General features: G+C 66.1%; 20 protein-coding genes. 12 read left to right on the forward strand and 8 right to left on the reverse strand.

Annotated elements, in window-relative coordinates; genetic code table 11:
* Window positions 1–18 precede the first annotated feature (18 nt).
* The 4 genes from NV2_RS20805 to NV2_RS20820 all read left to right on the forward strand — a co-directional run bounded on the left by NV2_RS20805 (window position 19) and on the right by NV2_RS20820 (window position 3,156).
* On the forward strand, window positions 19–621 hold the full coding sequence (locus NV2_RS20805) for a histidine phosphatase family protein (RefSeq protein WP_067876956.1): 603 nt from the start codon (window positions 19–21) through the stop codon (window positions 619–621).
* Window positions 622–746: 125 nt separating this feature from the next.
* Complete coding sequence (locus NV2_RS20810; RefSeq protein WP_067876958.1) at window positions 747–1,583, forward strand: alpha/beta fold hydrolase; 837 nt, start codon at window positions 747–749, stop codon at window positions 1,581–1,583.
* A 54-nt stretch (window positions 1,584–1,637) separates the two neighbouring features.
* Window positions 1,638–2,039 (forward strand): SgcJ/EcaC family oxidoreductase, encoded by a 402-nt coding sequence (locus NV2_RS20815; protein WP_067876961.1) that lies wholly within the window; start codon window positions 1,638–1,640, stop codon window positions 2,037–2,039.
* 160 nt (window positions 2,040–2,199) lie between these two features.
* A complete protein-coding gene (locus NV2_RS20820; protein ID WP_067877155.1) occupies window positions 2,200–3,156 on the forward strand; it encodes an intradiol ring-cleavage dioxygenase in 957 nt (318 codons plus the stop codon).
* Window positions 3,157–3,339: 183 nt separating this feature from the next.
* Here NV2_RS20820 and NV2_RS20825 read toward each other — a convergent pair whose 3' ends face one another.
* Together NV2_RS20825 and NV2_RS20830 are read right to left on the reverse strand one after the other, a co-directional pair.
* Window positions 3,340–3,552, reverse strand: coding sequence for a hypothetical protein (locus NV2_RS20825; protein ID WP_157102998.1), 213 nt, complete (start codon window positions 3,550–3,552; stop codon window positions 3,340–3,342).
* Window positions 3,549–3,848, reverse strand: coding sequence for a hypothetical protein (locus NV2_RS20830; RefSeq protein WP_067876968.1), 300 nt, complete (start codon window positions 3,846–3,848; stop codon window positions 3,549–3,551). Before NV2_RS20830 ends, NV2_RS20825 begins: the two co-directional genes overlap by 4 nt.
* Before the next feature lie 105 nt (window positions 3,849–3,953).
* Between NV2_RS20830 and NV2_RS20835 the strand changes: the two genes are divergently transcribed.
* From NV2_RS20835 to NV2_RS20850, 4 genes are all read left to right on the forward strand, one after another.
* Window positions 3,954–5,132 (forward strand): helix-turn-helix domain-containing protein, encoded by a 1,179-nt coding sequence (locus NV2_RS20835; protein ID WP_067876971.1) that lies wholly within the window; start codon window positions 3,954–3,956, stop codon window positions 5,130–5,132.
* A gap of 73 nt (window positions 5,133–5,205) precedes the next feature.
* Window positions 5,206–5,625, forward strand: coding sequence for a type II toxin-antitoxin system RelE/ParE family toxin (locus tag NV2_RS32715; RefSeq protein ID WP_281198550.1), 420 nt, complete (start codon window positions 5,206–5,208; stop codon window positions 5,623–5,625).
* Entirely contained in the window at window positions 5,625–5,939 is a 315-nt protein-coding gene (locus NV2_RS20845; RefSeq protein ID WP_067876973.1) for a helix-turn-helix domain-containing protein, read from the forward strand. The genes NV2_RS32715 and NV2_RS20845 overlap by 1 nt, the downstream gene beginning before the upstream one ends.
* 200 nt (window positions 5,940–6,139) lie before the next feature.
* Complete coding sequence (locus tag NV2_RS20850; RefSeq protein WP_067876975.1) at window positions 6,140–6,547, forward strand: VOC family protein; 408 nt, start codon at window positions 6,140–6,142, stop codon at window positions 6,545–6,547.
* Between the two features lie 142 nt (window positions 6,548–6,689).
* Here NV2_RS20850 and NV2_RS20855 read toward each other — a convergent pair whose 3' ends face one another.
* Entirely contained in the window at window positions 6,690–7,355 is a 666-nt protein-coding gene (locus NV2_RS20855; protein WP_067876978.1) for a DUF899 domain-containing protein, read from the reverse strand.
* A gap of 64 nt (window positions 7,356–7,419) precedes the next feature.
* On the opposite strand from NV2_RS20855, the gene NV2_RS31750 reads away from it, so the two are divergent.
* Window positions 7,420–7,557: a hypothetical protein gene (locus tag NV2_RS31750; RefSeq protein WP_168436205.1), complete on the forward strand. Its 138-nt coding sequence runs from the start codon at window positions 7,420–7,422 to the stop codon at window positions 7,555–7,557.
* Window positions 7,554–8,198 (forward strand): histone deacetylase, encoded by a 645-nt coding sequence (locus NV2_RS20860; RefSeq protein WP_067876979.1) that lies wholly within the window; start codon window positions 7,554–7,556, stop codon window positions 8,196–8,198. The genes NV2_RS31750 and NV2_RS20860 overlap by 4 nt, the downstream gene beginning before the upstream one ends.
* Window positions 8,199–8,206: 8 nt before the next feature.
* Here NV2_RS20860 and NV2_RS20865 read toward each other — a convergent pair whose 3' ends face one another.
* The 3 genes from NV2_RS20865 to NV2_RS20875 form a co-directional block, all read right to left on the reverse strand.
* Window positions 8,207–9,211, reverse strand: a complete 1,005-nt coding sequence (locus NV2_RS20865) for a MerR family transcriptional regulator (protein ID WP_067876981.1) — start codon at window positions 9,209–9,211, stop codon at window positions 8,207–8,209.
* A gap of 22 nt (window positions 9,212–9,233) precedes the next feature.
* A complete protein-coding gene (locus tag NV2_RS20870) occupies window positions 9,234–9,881 on the reverse strand; it encodes a HEAT repeat domain-containing protein (protein ID WP_067876983.1) in 648 nt (215 codons plus the stop codon).
* 65 nt (window positions 9,882–9,946) lie between these two features.
* On the reverse strand, window positions 9,947–10,819 hold the full coding sequence (locus NV2_RS20875) for a LysR family transcriptional regulator (protein ID WP_067876986.1): 873 nt from the start codon (window positions 10,817–10,819) through the stop codon (window positions 9,947–9,949).
* 70 nt (window positions 10,820–10,889) lie between these two features.
* Here NV2_RS20875 and dapA point away from each other — a divergent pair, with 70 nt between their 5' ends.
* Window positions 10,890–11,759, forward strand: a complete 870-nt coding sequence (dapA, locus tag NV2_RS20880; protein WP_067876988.1) for a 4-hydroxy-tetrahydrodipicolinate synthase — start codon at window positions 10,890–10,892, stop codon at window positions 11,757–11,759.
* A gap of 4 nt (window positions 11,760–11,763) precedes the next feature.
* Here dapA and NV2_RS20885 read toward each other — a convergent pair whose 3' ends face one another.
* Window positions 11,764–11,961 carry a hypothetical protein gene (locus NV2_RS20885; RefSeq protein WP_067877160.1) on the reverse strand — a complete coding sequence of 66 codons (198 nt, stop codon included), beginning with the start codon at window positions 11,959–11,961 and terminating at the stop codon, window positions 11,764–11,766.
* 73 nt (window positions 11,962–12,034) lie between these two features.
* Complete coding sequence (locus NV2_RS20890; RefSeq protein WP_067876990.1) at window positions 12,035–12,268, reverse strand: BldC family transcriptional regulator; 234 nt, start codon at window positions 12,266–12,268, stop codon at window positions 12,035–12,037.
* Window positions 12,269–12,489: 221 nt separating this feature from the next.
* On the opposite strand from NV2_RS20890, the gene NV2_RS20895 reads away from it, so the two are divergent.
* A complete protein-coding gene (locus NV2_RS20895; protein WP_067876991.1) occupies window positions 12,490–12,825 on the forward strand; it encodes a DUF4229 domain-containing protein in 336 nt (111 codons plus the stop codon).
* The last annotated feature ends 45 nt before the right edge of the window (window positions 12,826–12,870 follow it).

A 12,870-nucleotide genomic window follows, 5' to 3' on the forward strand; every position in this document is an offset into this window, starting at 1 on the left:
AGTCTCCCGGGCACACTGATGGCAGCCAGGTATCTCTACCTCGCACGACACGGTGCCGCCGATGCCCTCGGCAACCTCACGGGCACCGGCCGCGAGCAAGCCCGGCTCCTCGGCGCGCGCCTGGCACCGCTGCCGATCACCGCAGTCCGGCACTCCCCGCTGCCGCGTGCGGCGGACACCGCGAGAGAACTCGACCTGTTCCTGAGCGGGAGTGCCCCGGTAACCGAGGCCCCGGAACTCGTCGACCATGTGCCCTACGTGCCGGCCCCGGATGAGACTCCACCGTCGTGGGTGCCGTTCTTCGACGGCTACGACGCGGCGGAAGCCGCCGCGGGGCACGCGATCGCGCAGGCTCTCACCGCGCGGTTCGCGACCGCGCCCACCGGCCAGGAGGATGTGCACGAGGTGCTGATCACCCATGCCTACCCGATCGCGTGGCTGGTCCGTGATGCGCTCGATGCCCCTGCGGTGCGCTGGCTGGGCCTCAGCAGCGCCAACGCCGCGCTGACCGTGATCGAATACCGGCGCGGCGCGCCACCGAACATCAGTATGTTCAACGACATGAGTCACCTCCGGCCCGAACTGCGCTGGACCGGGTTCCCCGAGGCCCTGCGCGCCTGAGGGATTTTCGGTTCCGGAGAGGGAGCACCGATGCATGCCGGTTGTCGGAGGCCGGTGCTTGACTATGTCATCAGCGCGAATCGACCATGGCTGCGCCTCGGGCGGCCGATCGAGAGGGACAGCACGTGAGTGAATGGCAGTTGGGCGAGACGTTCCGCAGTATTCGCGGGGAGGTGCGCTGGGACCGGCTGGGGGAGCCGGGCGGCGAACCGGTCGTACTGCTGCACGGGACGCCGTTCTCCTCCTATGTCTGGCGCCATATCGCGCATTCGCTCGCCCGGCACTATCAGGTGTTCGTGTGGGATATGCCGGGCTACGGTGCGTCGGAGAAGGCTGCGGGGCAAGATGTTTCGCTGGCTGCACAGGGGCGGGTATTCGCCGAGTTGCTGACGCATTGGGGGTTGCGTGACCCGCTGGTGGTCGCGCACGATTTCGGCGGTGCCGTCGCGCTACGCGCCCACCTGCTGCACGGCGCCCACTATCGCGCGCTCGCACTGGTCGACCCGGTGGCGTTGGCGCCGTGGGGATCGCCGTTCTTCCGGTTGGTCGGCGAGCATTCCGAGGTCTTCGAACAGTTGCCGCCGGCGCTGCACGGTGCACTGGTGCGCGAATATGTGAGTTCGGCCAGCAGTCCCGGACTGCACCCGGACGTGCTGGATCGCCTGGTCGCCCCGTGGCTCGACGAACAGGGGCAGGCGGCCTTCTATCGGCAGATCGCGCAGGCCGATCAGCGCTACACCGACGAGGTGCAGGAGCGATATCAGGAGTTGAGCATGCCGACGGTGGTGTGCTGGGGACGCGAGGACACCTGGATCCCGATCGCGAAGGGGGAGGAACTCGCCGCCCGCATTCCGGACACGCGACTCGAACCGATTTCGGGCGCAGGACATCTCGTGCAAGAGGACGCGCCGGCCGAACTCACGGCGATACTGCTCGAATTCCTGGAATCCCAACGGCTGTGAGTCCCGCCATAATCCTTTGACCTCGAGTGAACTCGAGGTGCGAGTGTCCATGTCATGAGTACTGAACCTGCCGATACCGAACTCGCAGCCATCCACGCCGTGGTCGCCGCGGTGCAACATGCTCAGCGCAACGAAAGCGTCGACGACTTCGTCGCACTCTTCCGCGCCGACGCGATCTGGACCACGGGGCACGGCAAACGCCTGTTCGGCCGCGATGCCATCGCCGAATTCACCGCCACCGTGCTGCCCGGTGCGATGAGTGGCGGCCTCGTGCCGACCTACGAGGTCGAGCATGTGCTGTTCGTCCGCCCCGACGTTGTCGCGGTGAAGGCGCGCCAGAGCTACACCGTCAACGGCGAACCCGGGACCTCCCAAGGCTCACCCCTCTATATCCTGACCAAGGAGGCCGGTCACTGGCTCATCACCGCCGCCCAGAACACCGAGGTCGTGGTCTGAGCCGCCGCCTGAAATCGTCGCCTGAAGTCGTCGCCTTCCTGAATCGGTCGGATCGGTGGTGGTGCTCGGTGCTCACAGCTGATTCACAGCCGGTCCCCACGTGGCCTCATGGTGCGTGGCCGAAGATGAGCCCATGGAGACCGATGATTCGCATTCGAAGATGAACCGGGAGGTGCTGCGCAGCCGCACGCGGGTGAGCCGGCGTAGAGCGCTGATGCTCGGCGGGACGGTCGGGCTCGGCGGTGTGCTGGCGGCGTGTGCGACCGATCAGCGCTCTACACCGGCAACGGCATCGACAGGTGCGGCCACGGCCGCTCCGACCACCGCGGCGGCACTGCTGGACACCGCACCACGCTGCGTGGCGACCACGGAGGAGACGCAGGGGCCGTACTGGTTCGATGTGGATTCGATTCGCGCCGATATTCGCGAGGACCGCCCGGGTGTGCCGTTCCAGTTGGCGATCCGGGTGCAGAACCTGAAGGCCTGTGCCGCAGACGGTTCCGGTGCGACCGCAGTCGGCAATGCCGTCGTGGAGCTGTGGCATTGCGATGCCGGTGGGGTCTACTCCGGCTTCGAGACGGGGTCGAATTCCGCCAATGCGGGCGGGCCCGGTGGCCCGCCGCCGGGCGGTGGTCCCGGTGGCCCGGGCGGTCCCGGTCGGATGCCGCCGAACGGCCCTCCCGGTGCCGACCCGATGGCCAACCCCTCGGGGGAGAAGTCCGATGGGTCCTACAGCGTCGGCGATTCCGAGTCGAAGACCACCGACGACGGCACCTACCTGCGAGGCGCTCAGGTCACCGATGCGAACGGCATCGTGAACTTCACGACGATCTTCCCCGGCTGGTACGTCGGCCGCACCACCCACATCCACCTGAAGGTGCACGTCGACAAGGCCACTGTGCTCACCACCCAGATCTATTTCGACAACGACCTGAAAGCGAAGATCTACGCACTGAGCCCGTACTCCGATCACGCCGGCTGGGAATCCAACACCCAGAACGACAACGACGGAATCTTCGACGAGTCCGGAATGGTCACGGCGAAATGGAAGGACACCGCTACCCCGACCGCGAACAGCACCCTGCTCGGCGCCATCAATCTCGGCGTCGATACCTGAGGTGCGTACTGTCCGCCTGGATCGAGCCCGAAAGCGTCCGCGCCTGGTGACATCGACCGCCGCCTGATCTTGCTCGCTATTCCTGTGCACCGGGCTCGTCCGGTTCGTCGGCGCTGTCCGTAGGCCAGAAGACGGCCCACACTAGGACCACCAGGGGGAGGCCGGCAGCGAGGATCAGGCCGATCATCGCGGAGTGGGGGGTCTCGCGCCGCCGCGGGCGGTGAGCCGCCATCTGCTGTGGTGGTGGGTCGCCGCGATCAGGCCGCGGGCGTGCAGGCGGGCGAGTGCATGGCGGGTCGTCCAGCCGGGCAAGGTGGTGCTGCGCTGGATCTGAGTGGTGGTGAGGATGCCGCCCGGTGCCAGGGTGGCGAGGATGATGCGTTCGGCGTTGTTCACCTGCCGCCTCCGGCCCACCGTGCGAAAGACAGGCGTGGGCACGCGGTTTCGACGTCTGCGAGTTGCATGATGCGGTCGAGTGTCAGTGCGTCGAGATGAGCCGGAGTGGGCATCACGAGCGCATCCACATCCGCTGTGCGGACTTGATCGAGCAACGGAATCGTGCCCGTCGTACCTGGCCAGAGGAGGGTGTAGCCGAGTCGTCTCGCCAGTCGTTTCACTTGCGCCACATCCCATCCGGGTGCGGTGCTGACGTCCGGGTCGATCCAGGCCAATGCCGTCGGACGTGCTCTCATCGGGACCCCTCCTGTCTGTGTATTTCAGATTCGTCGCAGGTGAGGGCGCCGAGGAACAGCGAAGGGACAGGGGACAGCGGCCGGGTATCGATCTAGGCTCGTGTAATGAGCGAACACGTGGGGCGGCGGATCGCGTCGGAACGCAAGATTGCGGGTTTGGGGCAGCGCCAGTTGGCTGCGCGAGCGAACTATTCGTTGTCGATGGTGAAGGCCGTGGAGCAGGGGCGCGAGGTCGCCTCACCGGGGTTCGTCGCGGCTGTCTCCAAGGCATTGGGGGTCGAGCCGGACCGGTTGCAGGGCACGCCGTACCTCGATGCCTTGGAAGAGGACGGACAGCTGGAAGGGTTGCCCGACATGCGTGCCGTACTCGCTGAAGGAGCATACGTCCAGGCACTCGAGCCACCTACGGTCGCGGAGTTGCGCAGCGAGCTCGAGGCGGTCGAGGTCTGGCTACACAATGACCGGACGCGCCGCGCTCTTGCGGTGCTCCCCAGTTTGATTCGTCGGTTGACCGGTGCGGCCGAGTTGGCGACCAGTGATTCCGAACGCGCGGAATCGAACAGGATGCTGTGCGCGGCTTATGTCGCCGCCGAAGGGGCTTGTTGCAGACTGGGGTACTCGTCGTTGACGGCGTTGATCCTCGATCGCCTCGATGTAGTCGCGGCGCGCACCGACGATCCCGGATATGCGGTTCGCAGCTTGATGAAGCGTTCGCGCCTACTCATGGCGCACGGTTCCACCGATGTGGCGTTGTCTTTGGCGGAGCGCGGCCTCGCGCTGGTACCCGGGCCGAGTGCGGGCGAAAAAGTTCTGCGCGGTTACGGTCATCTGCGCGCGGCGGTCGTAGCGGCACGAGGACGACGGCTGGAACTGGCGCAGAGCCATATCGCAAGGGCGCGAGAAATAGCACGGCCGATGAGCGGCGAAAGCAATCTGTACACCACGGATTTCGGCCCAGGCAACGTGGAAATTCACGCCTGCGCAGTTGAATTGGAGGCTGGAGACCCAGGGAAGGCAGCCCGCGAGGGGGCCGAACTTCGGGTGCCTACTGATGTCGCCGCACCACGGGCGGGGCACCATTGGCAGGACAACGCCCGCGCATGGTTGATGTCGGGTAAACCGGACCGCGCCCTCGCCGCCCTGAACAAGGCCCGCGCCGCCGCGCCGCAGCAGACTCGCCTGCACCCATCGGTCCGGGAGACCGTGTACGGAATTGCCGCAGCCCAGCGCCGCCAGTCCGACAGCCTGCTCGGCTTCGCCTCCTGGCTGGGCGCGGGGTTGTAGAGGCCATTGCATTCGTGGGTGCGGGCCTGGTGGGCAGGGCGGTTGACTGTGCGGCTCGCGGTGTTAGCGGACTGTGTTGCCGTTGCAGGTCGGAAAACGCGTTTGCCTACAGCTATACTGTTACTTGTATAATTGCAGGGGGAGAGACCTTCGCCCTCGTAAGCCGCTCGAGTTCGTAGGACGTTCCCTGGAGGAGCTGCGCGATTTTCCTCCGGATGCGCGTGGTGCAGCCGGATACCAGTTGGACCAAGTGCAGGCCGGGGCGACGCCGGTAACTGCGAAGCCGATGCCGGAGGTCGGTAAGGGGTGCTGGGAGATCCGTGTGGCGGAGGACGATGGGTGGTTTCGAGTGTTTTACGTGGCAAGCTTGGGGGACGTGATCTTCGTTCTACACGCGTTCCAGAAGAAGTCCAACAAGACGCCGGGGCATACCATCGAAACCGGTAAGAGGCGATATCGCATGGCGGAAGCGATCGCCGCGGAGGAGGAGTGATGGTACAGCGGTTCGAGTCGGTGTGGGATGCGCTCGGCGACACCCCCGAAGAAGCGGAAAACATGAAAGCGCGTTCGTCGTTGATGATCGCAATCAATGAACGAATCGACGAGTTCGGGTGGTCCCAAACCGTGGCTGCGAACAACATCGGAGTGACACAGCCGCGAGTATCCGATCTGCGTCGTGGCCGAATCAGCAAGTTTTCCCTGGACGCGCTGATCGGAATAGCGAATAAGGTCGGCTTGAGTGTGAGGCTGCAGGTGGAACCCGTTGACCCGGATGACACGTTGTCGAAGGCGGCTTGTCGTCAGTGAAGGTTCTCCTGATGGGCGCCTGGCTCTCCCGCACCCGTTTCCGGTGGTTGGTGTTAGAGTCGACGACGTGACTGCCGGGTCGGCTATATGCCGTGAGCGAGACGGGTTTCCGGCGGCTCCTTGATCGCGCGGCGGGCTCGGAGCCCGCCTTCCTCCATGACGCACTCGAATTGAACGTTCATGGAGAAAAGGAGTTTCACATGTCGGATGTACAGGTGGATGTGCGCTTCGACCACACCATCGTTGCCGCCAAGGACAAATACGAGTCCGCGCGGTTCTTCACCGAGATCTTCGGCCTGCCCGAGCCGCAGGAAGCCGGGTTCTTCCTCGCGGTTTATCTGAGCGACGGGCGGGTGCTCGATTTCGCCGAACCGCCGGTCGATTTTCCCGGCCAGCACTATGCGTTTCAGGTCAACGACGAGACGTTCGACCGGATCATGGAACGAATCCGGGCGCGCGGCATCACGTATTGGGCGGACCCGCGCCAGAGCCGGCCGAACGAGATCAACACCAACCACGGTGGTCGAGGCGTATATTTCGACGATCCGTCCGGTCACCATCTGGAAGCGCTGACCGCCCGCTACGACGGCTACCCCAGCCTGAGCTGACGATCAGCGCGCTGCGTCCCGGAGGGCACCGGGCTGCGCCGACGGCGGTTGGCGCAGCCCGCGGCAGTGTCCGCTCCGGGCCGTGGCCGCACACCGCGCAGAACTCGACGCTGACGTGGTCCGAGCTTGCTCGGCTGGGCGCTCAGTACTCGTCGCGTTTACGGGGCCAGTCGTCGAAGGTGTCGCCGCGCCCGTTGGGGGCGCGGTCCAGCAACTGCCAGGTCGCGTTGAGGGCGTCGGTGCCGCGGTCGTAGGTCGAGTAGGTGTGGTAGACCGTGCCATCCTGCAGGGCGAAGCAGCTCAGCGCCATCAGTTCCATGACGTCGAGCATGTCGCCCGGACGCTTCGGACTGGGGATCTGCATGATTTCGTAGAAATCGTCGTTGAAACCGTTGTCGCCCATGGATACCCAGTCGATATCCCAGCCGAAGCGGGCCTTGTACTCGTTCAGCGTGGCCAGGGGCGAGCGGGAGGCGAGCAGGAAGGTGACATCGCGGTGCGCCAGATGGGGGACCGCGCCGACCAGGTTGTCGGTTTCGAAGGTGCACCCGGGACAGCCCTGTGGGGTCTTCGGGCCGTGCATGAAATGCCGGATGATCAGCTGAGAGCGGCCGTCGAACAGTTCGGCCAGCGTCTTGCTGCCCGCATTGGTGTCGAAGCGGTACTCCTTGGTCACCGGCACCCAGGGCAGTGCCTGCCGCTGCCGTGCCAGCTCGTCGGTGCGGCGGGTGAGAGCCTTCTCCTCGGCGCGCAGGTCCTCGTACGCCGCGCGCCATTGCTCTCTGGTGCCGACCTCATGTGTCGCCATGGCTGTCCTTCCACGATTCGACGGTCTCGCAAGGTAGGACGTCCCGGGTCCGTCGGATTCATCGGTGCGCGGCGGCGAGATCGGAAACCTGTCGGTACCTCGTGGAACCGGTTTCGGTACCCCCATCGATCCGGCCGGTTTCGACGATCCGGAAAAATTGCTGGACCATCTGCGTCAACGCATCGAGGAGCTGCGCGAGTGAGTTCGGATCGGGTCTGGTACGCCGCCTACGGGTCGAATCTGTTCGAGAAGCGATTCACCTACTACCGGGCGGGAGGTAATCCGCCGGGGACACCGCGCATCTATCCCGGATTCACCGACCCCACGCCGCCGGCGCGCAGCGGGCCGCTGACGTTGCCCGGATGCATCTACTTCTCCGGCGACAGTCCGGTGTGGACCGGTGGGGTCGCGTTCTACGCGCACCGGCCACCCGCGGGCTGGCCGACCGGTGCCGCCGCCCGCGGATATCTGCTGACCGTCGGGCAGTTCCGCGATCTGATGGCGCAGGAGATGCACCGCGGTCGTGGCGAGGTGCCGGATTTCGAGCCGGCGGAGGTCGTCCGCCGGGGGTTCCTCCCGCTGGGGGAGGGGCAGTACGAAACCGTCTGGCACGTCGACGATCTGGACGGCTATCCGGTACTGACCTTCAGCTCGCCCTGGGATCCGGGCACGGTGCCGTTGGACAAGCCGTCGGCGAGATATCTCGGGATGCTGGCCGCCGGGCTCGCGGAATCCCATGGCTGGGATTCCGCGCGCATCGTGCGGTATCTGTCCGAAAGGCCAGGTGTGCAGGGGAACTGGGATATCGAGGAGCTCCGTACCGTGGTTGCCACGCACCCTTGAAAGCGTAGTCAGTTCCGGGCTTCGCGTCGTGTCCGAAGCCGCAGGATGGCGGTGGCCGTGCCCGCGACAACCGGATCGGCATCACCGGTCAGGGTGGTGAGATCTGCTGTGGTATCGGGGATCTCGGCGAGCGCCTGGGTCAGTCGCAAGCGGGTCGCGGCGTCGGTGCTGTCGTCGAGTTCGGTGCGAACCGCCCGGACGATTTCGGTGCCCAGATCTGGATTCTCGGCGAGTAGACCGAGTGTTTCGGCGGCTTCGACATCCGACCGTCCGGCGGTGATCATCTCGAGTAGCGCCGGTATGGCTTCGGGGAGGTGACGACCACCGAGGGTCAACGTGGCACGATCACGCACTGTCGTATCGGGGTCGGTGAGGGCGGTACCGAGCAGCGTCGACGCGGCCTCCCCGGGCAGCGCCGCGATGGCGACGACTGCCCGCCGGCGTACGTCGGCATCCGGTGAATCCAGGCCCGGCTCCAGCTCGGCGAGTGCGGCGTCGCCGGCGCGGGCCAGCGACCACTGCAGCGCACCGGCGACATTCAGATTCTCTTCCGACAGCGCCGCTTCGGCGAGTGCCTGCACCGGCAGTGCGGCGCCCTCGTGTGCCAGGACCGCCTGCTGCCGGTGTCCGGTGGATTCGGATTCCAGCGCACGCAACAGCGCGACGGTGTGCAGGACCTCGTCCCATTGCGCCGGGCCTGCCGCCTCGACGCGTTCCAGCGTGTCGAGCAGTTCGGTTTCGGCGGCGATCCGGGCCCGGGTGTGCTCGACCAGTTCGCCCATCAAGGTGTCCGGTGTGAAGTCAGGATCGTCGAGGGCCCGCTTGGTATCGCTGAGTGTCATCCCCAGCGTGCGCAGGCTCTCGACGTGGAAGAGCCGACGGATGTCGTCGGCGGAGTACTCGCGGTAACCGCCGGTCGTGCGCCCGGTCGGCGACACCAGGCCCAGCTGGTCGTAGTGGCGCAGCATGCGGGCGCTGACCCCACTGCGGCGCGAGACCTCGCCGATCAACATCGCGTCGGCTCCCTTCGTGTCCTCAGCTGTCCGGACCCGTGACGGATACCCGTTTGGCCAGTTCGAGCGACAGCGTAAACGCGCTGTCCGGGTCCGATCGCAACCTGTCCGTCGCCTCGGCATGTGCCCTGACATACGGATCGGGCGACGTCGACGCGGCTTCGAGGACCGGTACGGCGGCGTCGCCCAGTCCCGCCAGCGCACGGCTCAGACTGCGCTGCATGTCGTGCCCGCCGCGACCGAACTCCTGTGCCAGCTCGGCCGCCAGTTCGGACTCGGCATCCGGCGGTACCAGCGCCGCGGCGGCCCGCCATGCACTGAGCGCGACGTCGTCGTCGGTCTCGTGCAGCATCGTCGCCACCCGCGGCCACGCACTGTCGTCTCCGATCTTGGACAGGGTATGCAACGCCTGACTGCGCGCCTGCGCGATCTCGGAGTCGAGTTCGATGAGCAGCCGGGGCACTGTGTCCGGTGCCGGCAGTCGGCACAGTGCCCAGGTGAGCATGTCCCGCACGAAGAAGTCCGGTTCCACCGCACACCGGTCCACCAGCACCTCCAGCAGTTCTGCGGCACCGCGCGTCCCGGCCGCCAGTGCGGCCCGTAACCGAATCGACGACTCGGGATCGGTCAGTGCGGTGACAATGCGAGCCTCCGGCTCGTAGTGGTTCATGACAGACCCACCTCCTTCACCGACGATTCGACTCCTTGTCACAGTGTGAAGGTCAAGCCATCGCCTCATACCTGGGTCGAAGCGGTGTGCAAAGCCAGGCGGGCCGCGGCGACAGCGGGGTGGTCGAGGGTGCCCGAGCGGTAGGCGATGTGGGTGCGGCGCAGGAATGGCATCGGGCTCAGGTGCACGGTGGCGTTCACTCGTGCCGGAATGGCGAGCTCGGGAATGAAGGCCACGCCCTGGCCGGCCGCGACCAGGGCGAAGACGGTGCCGAAATCATCGGAGCGGTGCCGGATGCGCGGAGCGAAACCGGCTGCTTCGCAGGCCCGCACGGTCATGGTGTGGCAGAGGGTTCCGGGAGTGCCCGCGATCCACGGCGAATGGCGGTATTCGGTAAGTGGTTTCGCGGTGCGAGCCGCGAGGTAGACCGGCTCCTCGAAGTACGGTTCGGTGTCCAGGCCGGGTTCCCGCCCGGCGGGTACATAGTCGTACTCCTGGATCAGTGCGATATCGAGCGAACCGGTGCGCAGCGCACCCGGTACCTCGGCCGGATCCAGTTCGGTCACCTGGAGTTCCAGCCGCGGGTGGTCGCGGCTCAGGGTCACCAGTGCGGTCGGCAGGAGTCGTTGCACCGCGGTGGGGAACGCGCCGATGCGCAGGGTGCCGGTGAGTTCGGTTCGGGCTGTGACCAGTTCGGCCTCGGCCTGTTCGAGGATCGCGAGAACCGATTCGGTGTGCTCGACCAGGCGGTGGGCGGCGGGAGTGAGAACCACTCGGCGTCCGGTGCGTTCGAGCAGGACGGTGCCGGTTTCGCGTTCCAGGATGGTCAACTGTTGGGAAACCGCTGACGGGGTATACGACAGGGAATCTGCCACTGCGGCGATCGTGCGGCGATGAGCCAGTTCACGGAGTAGACGCAGTCGCCGTAGCTCGAGCATAAGTTCAGCTTAAGCCTGAACGAATGTATCTGAAATAGACCTGAAGAGTCGGATCGATAAGGCTGGTGACATGAGCATTCGAGGACTGTTCGTACCGCTGATCACGCCGTTCACCGCGGCCGGGGAGGTGGATTACGGCGTGCTGGAGCGGCTCGCGCACGAGGCTGTGGATGCCGGTGCGGCGGGAATCGTCGCGCTCGGAACCACGGCCGAGCCGGCGACCCTGGATGCGGAGGAGCGGGCGGCGATCGTGAATACCTGCGCCGAGGTCTGCGGTGAGCGGGAGGTGGCGCTGATCGTCGGAACCGGGTCGAACTCGACTGCCGATTCGGAACGGGCCCTGGCAGGGCTCGATCCGCGGGCGACGGCCGCATTGACCGTTGTTCCGTACTACACCAAACCGTCGCAGCGGGGGATCGTCGAGCATTTCCGCAGGCTGGCGGCCGCGAGCCCGGTGCCATTGGTGATCTACAACGTGCCGCATCGGACCGGGCGCCCACTGGATGTGGAGACGTTGCGGGAGTTGGCGGAGCTGCCGAATATCGCTGCCTTCAAACATGCGGTAGGGGCGGTGGACGAAACGACCGTCGCGTGGATGGCGACGGTAGGGGAACGGACATCGGTACTGTGCGGCGACGATCTGTTTACCGCGGCATTACTCGCCCTGGGCGCCGATGGAGCCATTCTGACCTGCTCGAATGTGGCCACTGCGGATTATGTGGAGTTGGTCGACGCCTGGCACGACGGCAGGGTCGAACAGGCGCGCAAGATCGGTAACCGCCTGGTCCCACTGGCCAGGGCATTGTTCGCCGAAGCAAATCCGGTCGTGGTGAAAGGGGTTCTGGCCGCGCAGGGGCGCATACCGGCGCCCTGTGTGCGGTTGCCGCTGCTGCCGGCCTGCGAGGAGTCGGTGACAGCGGCGCTGGCCGCTCTCGGTTGAGCGTTCAGTGTTCGGAGCCGGACTCTCCGTCCCGGTGCTGGCGGGAGATCCGCCACAGAAATTCCGGGTCGTCATCTGGGCCGACGACCCTACGGTGCCGCTGCGGACCACGACCGGTGCGAGACATCGCCTCCGGTCCGAATGCTTTCCAGCACAGCACCGCGACCGCCACGACCGCGATGAGTGCCAACAGGTACGCCACGTCGCTCACCTCCTGACTTCGAGGGTAGCCCGCGCACGTACCCGGGGCACTGTGACCACGCGAATGGTCTCGCTCAGGGGCGAGTGGCCTCGGTGGTCAGGGACCTCAGTAGCTGCATCACCTCGGTCTCGCGGAAGCGCCGGTGCCCACCCGGGGTGCGCAGTGAGCCCAGACGTCCGGCGTGTGCCCAGCGGGTGACCGTCTTCGGATCTACGTGGAACAGTGCCGCCACCTGGCCGGGGGTCAGAAGGGCCTCCTGGCCGTTGACGGAACCCAACGAGCGGCTCGCCGCGGTGATCGCAGTCATTCGCAAACCTTTCCGTATTCGACAGATCCCTCATCAATTAGCGACATCGTTGCACCACCACCCCCACCTACTCGAATGATCTAACGTTGGTAAAGGGGAAGTAATAGACAAAACGGATATGCGTTCGGTTGGAAGTAATCGGGCAGCGAACCTCCGGCGACTCGATCGCCGGATGCCGGGCAGGTCGGAAGGGGTGAGTCGGCGTCGCCTACCCTGGTCGTGTGACTGATGCATCCCGATCCGACGACGCCGCGAGCGATCGGGCCCCGGCCTCCGCGGGCCGTCGGCTCGCCCGCAACCTGGCGCTGTACACGGTGGCCCGGTTGGCGCTGGTCGCGGTCCTCGCCGCCGTCATCGTGGGGGTGGCGAAGGTGGTGGACGTCGACATCCCGCTGATCGTGTCGCTGCTCTTCGCCCTGGTCGTCGCGATGCCGCTGTCGCTGGTGCTGTTCAAGCGGCTGCGGACCCGAGTGAACGAGGACATCGCCGCCGTCGACGAGAAGCGCCGCAACGACAAGGCGAACCTCCGCGCCCGCATGCGTGGGGAGGGCCAGTGAGCAACAATCGCGAAGCGGCTCGGTGGCCCGACCGGGTGCGGGTGT

This window comes from Nocardia vermiculata NBRC 100427 (genome assembly GCF_001613265.1).
GTDB lineage: Bacteria > Actinomycetota > Actinomycetes > Mycobacteriales > Mycobacteriaceae > Nocardia > Nocardia vermiculata.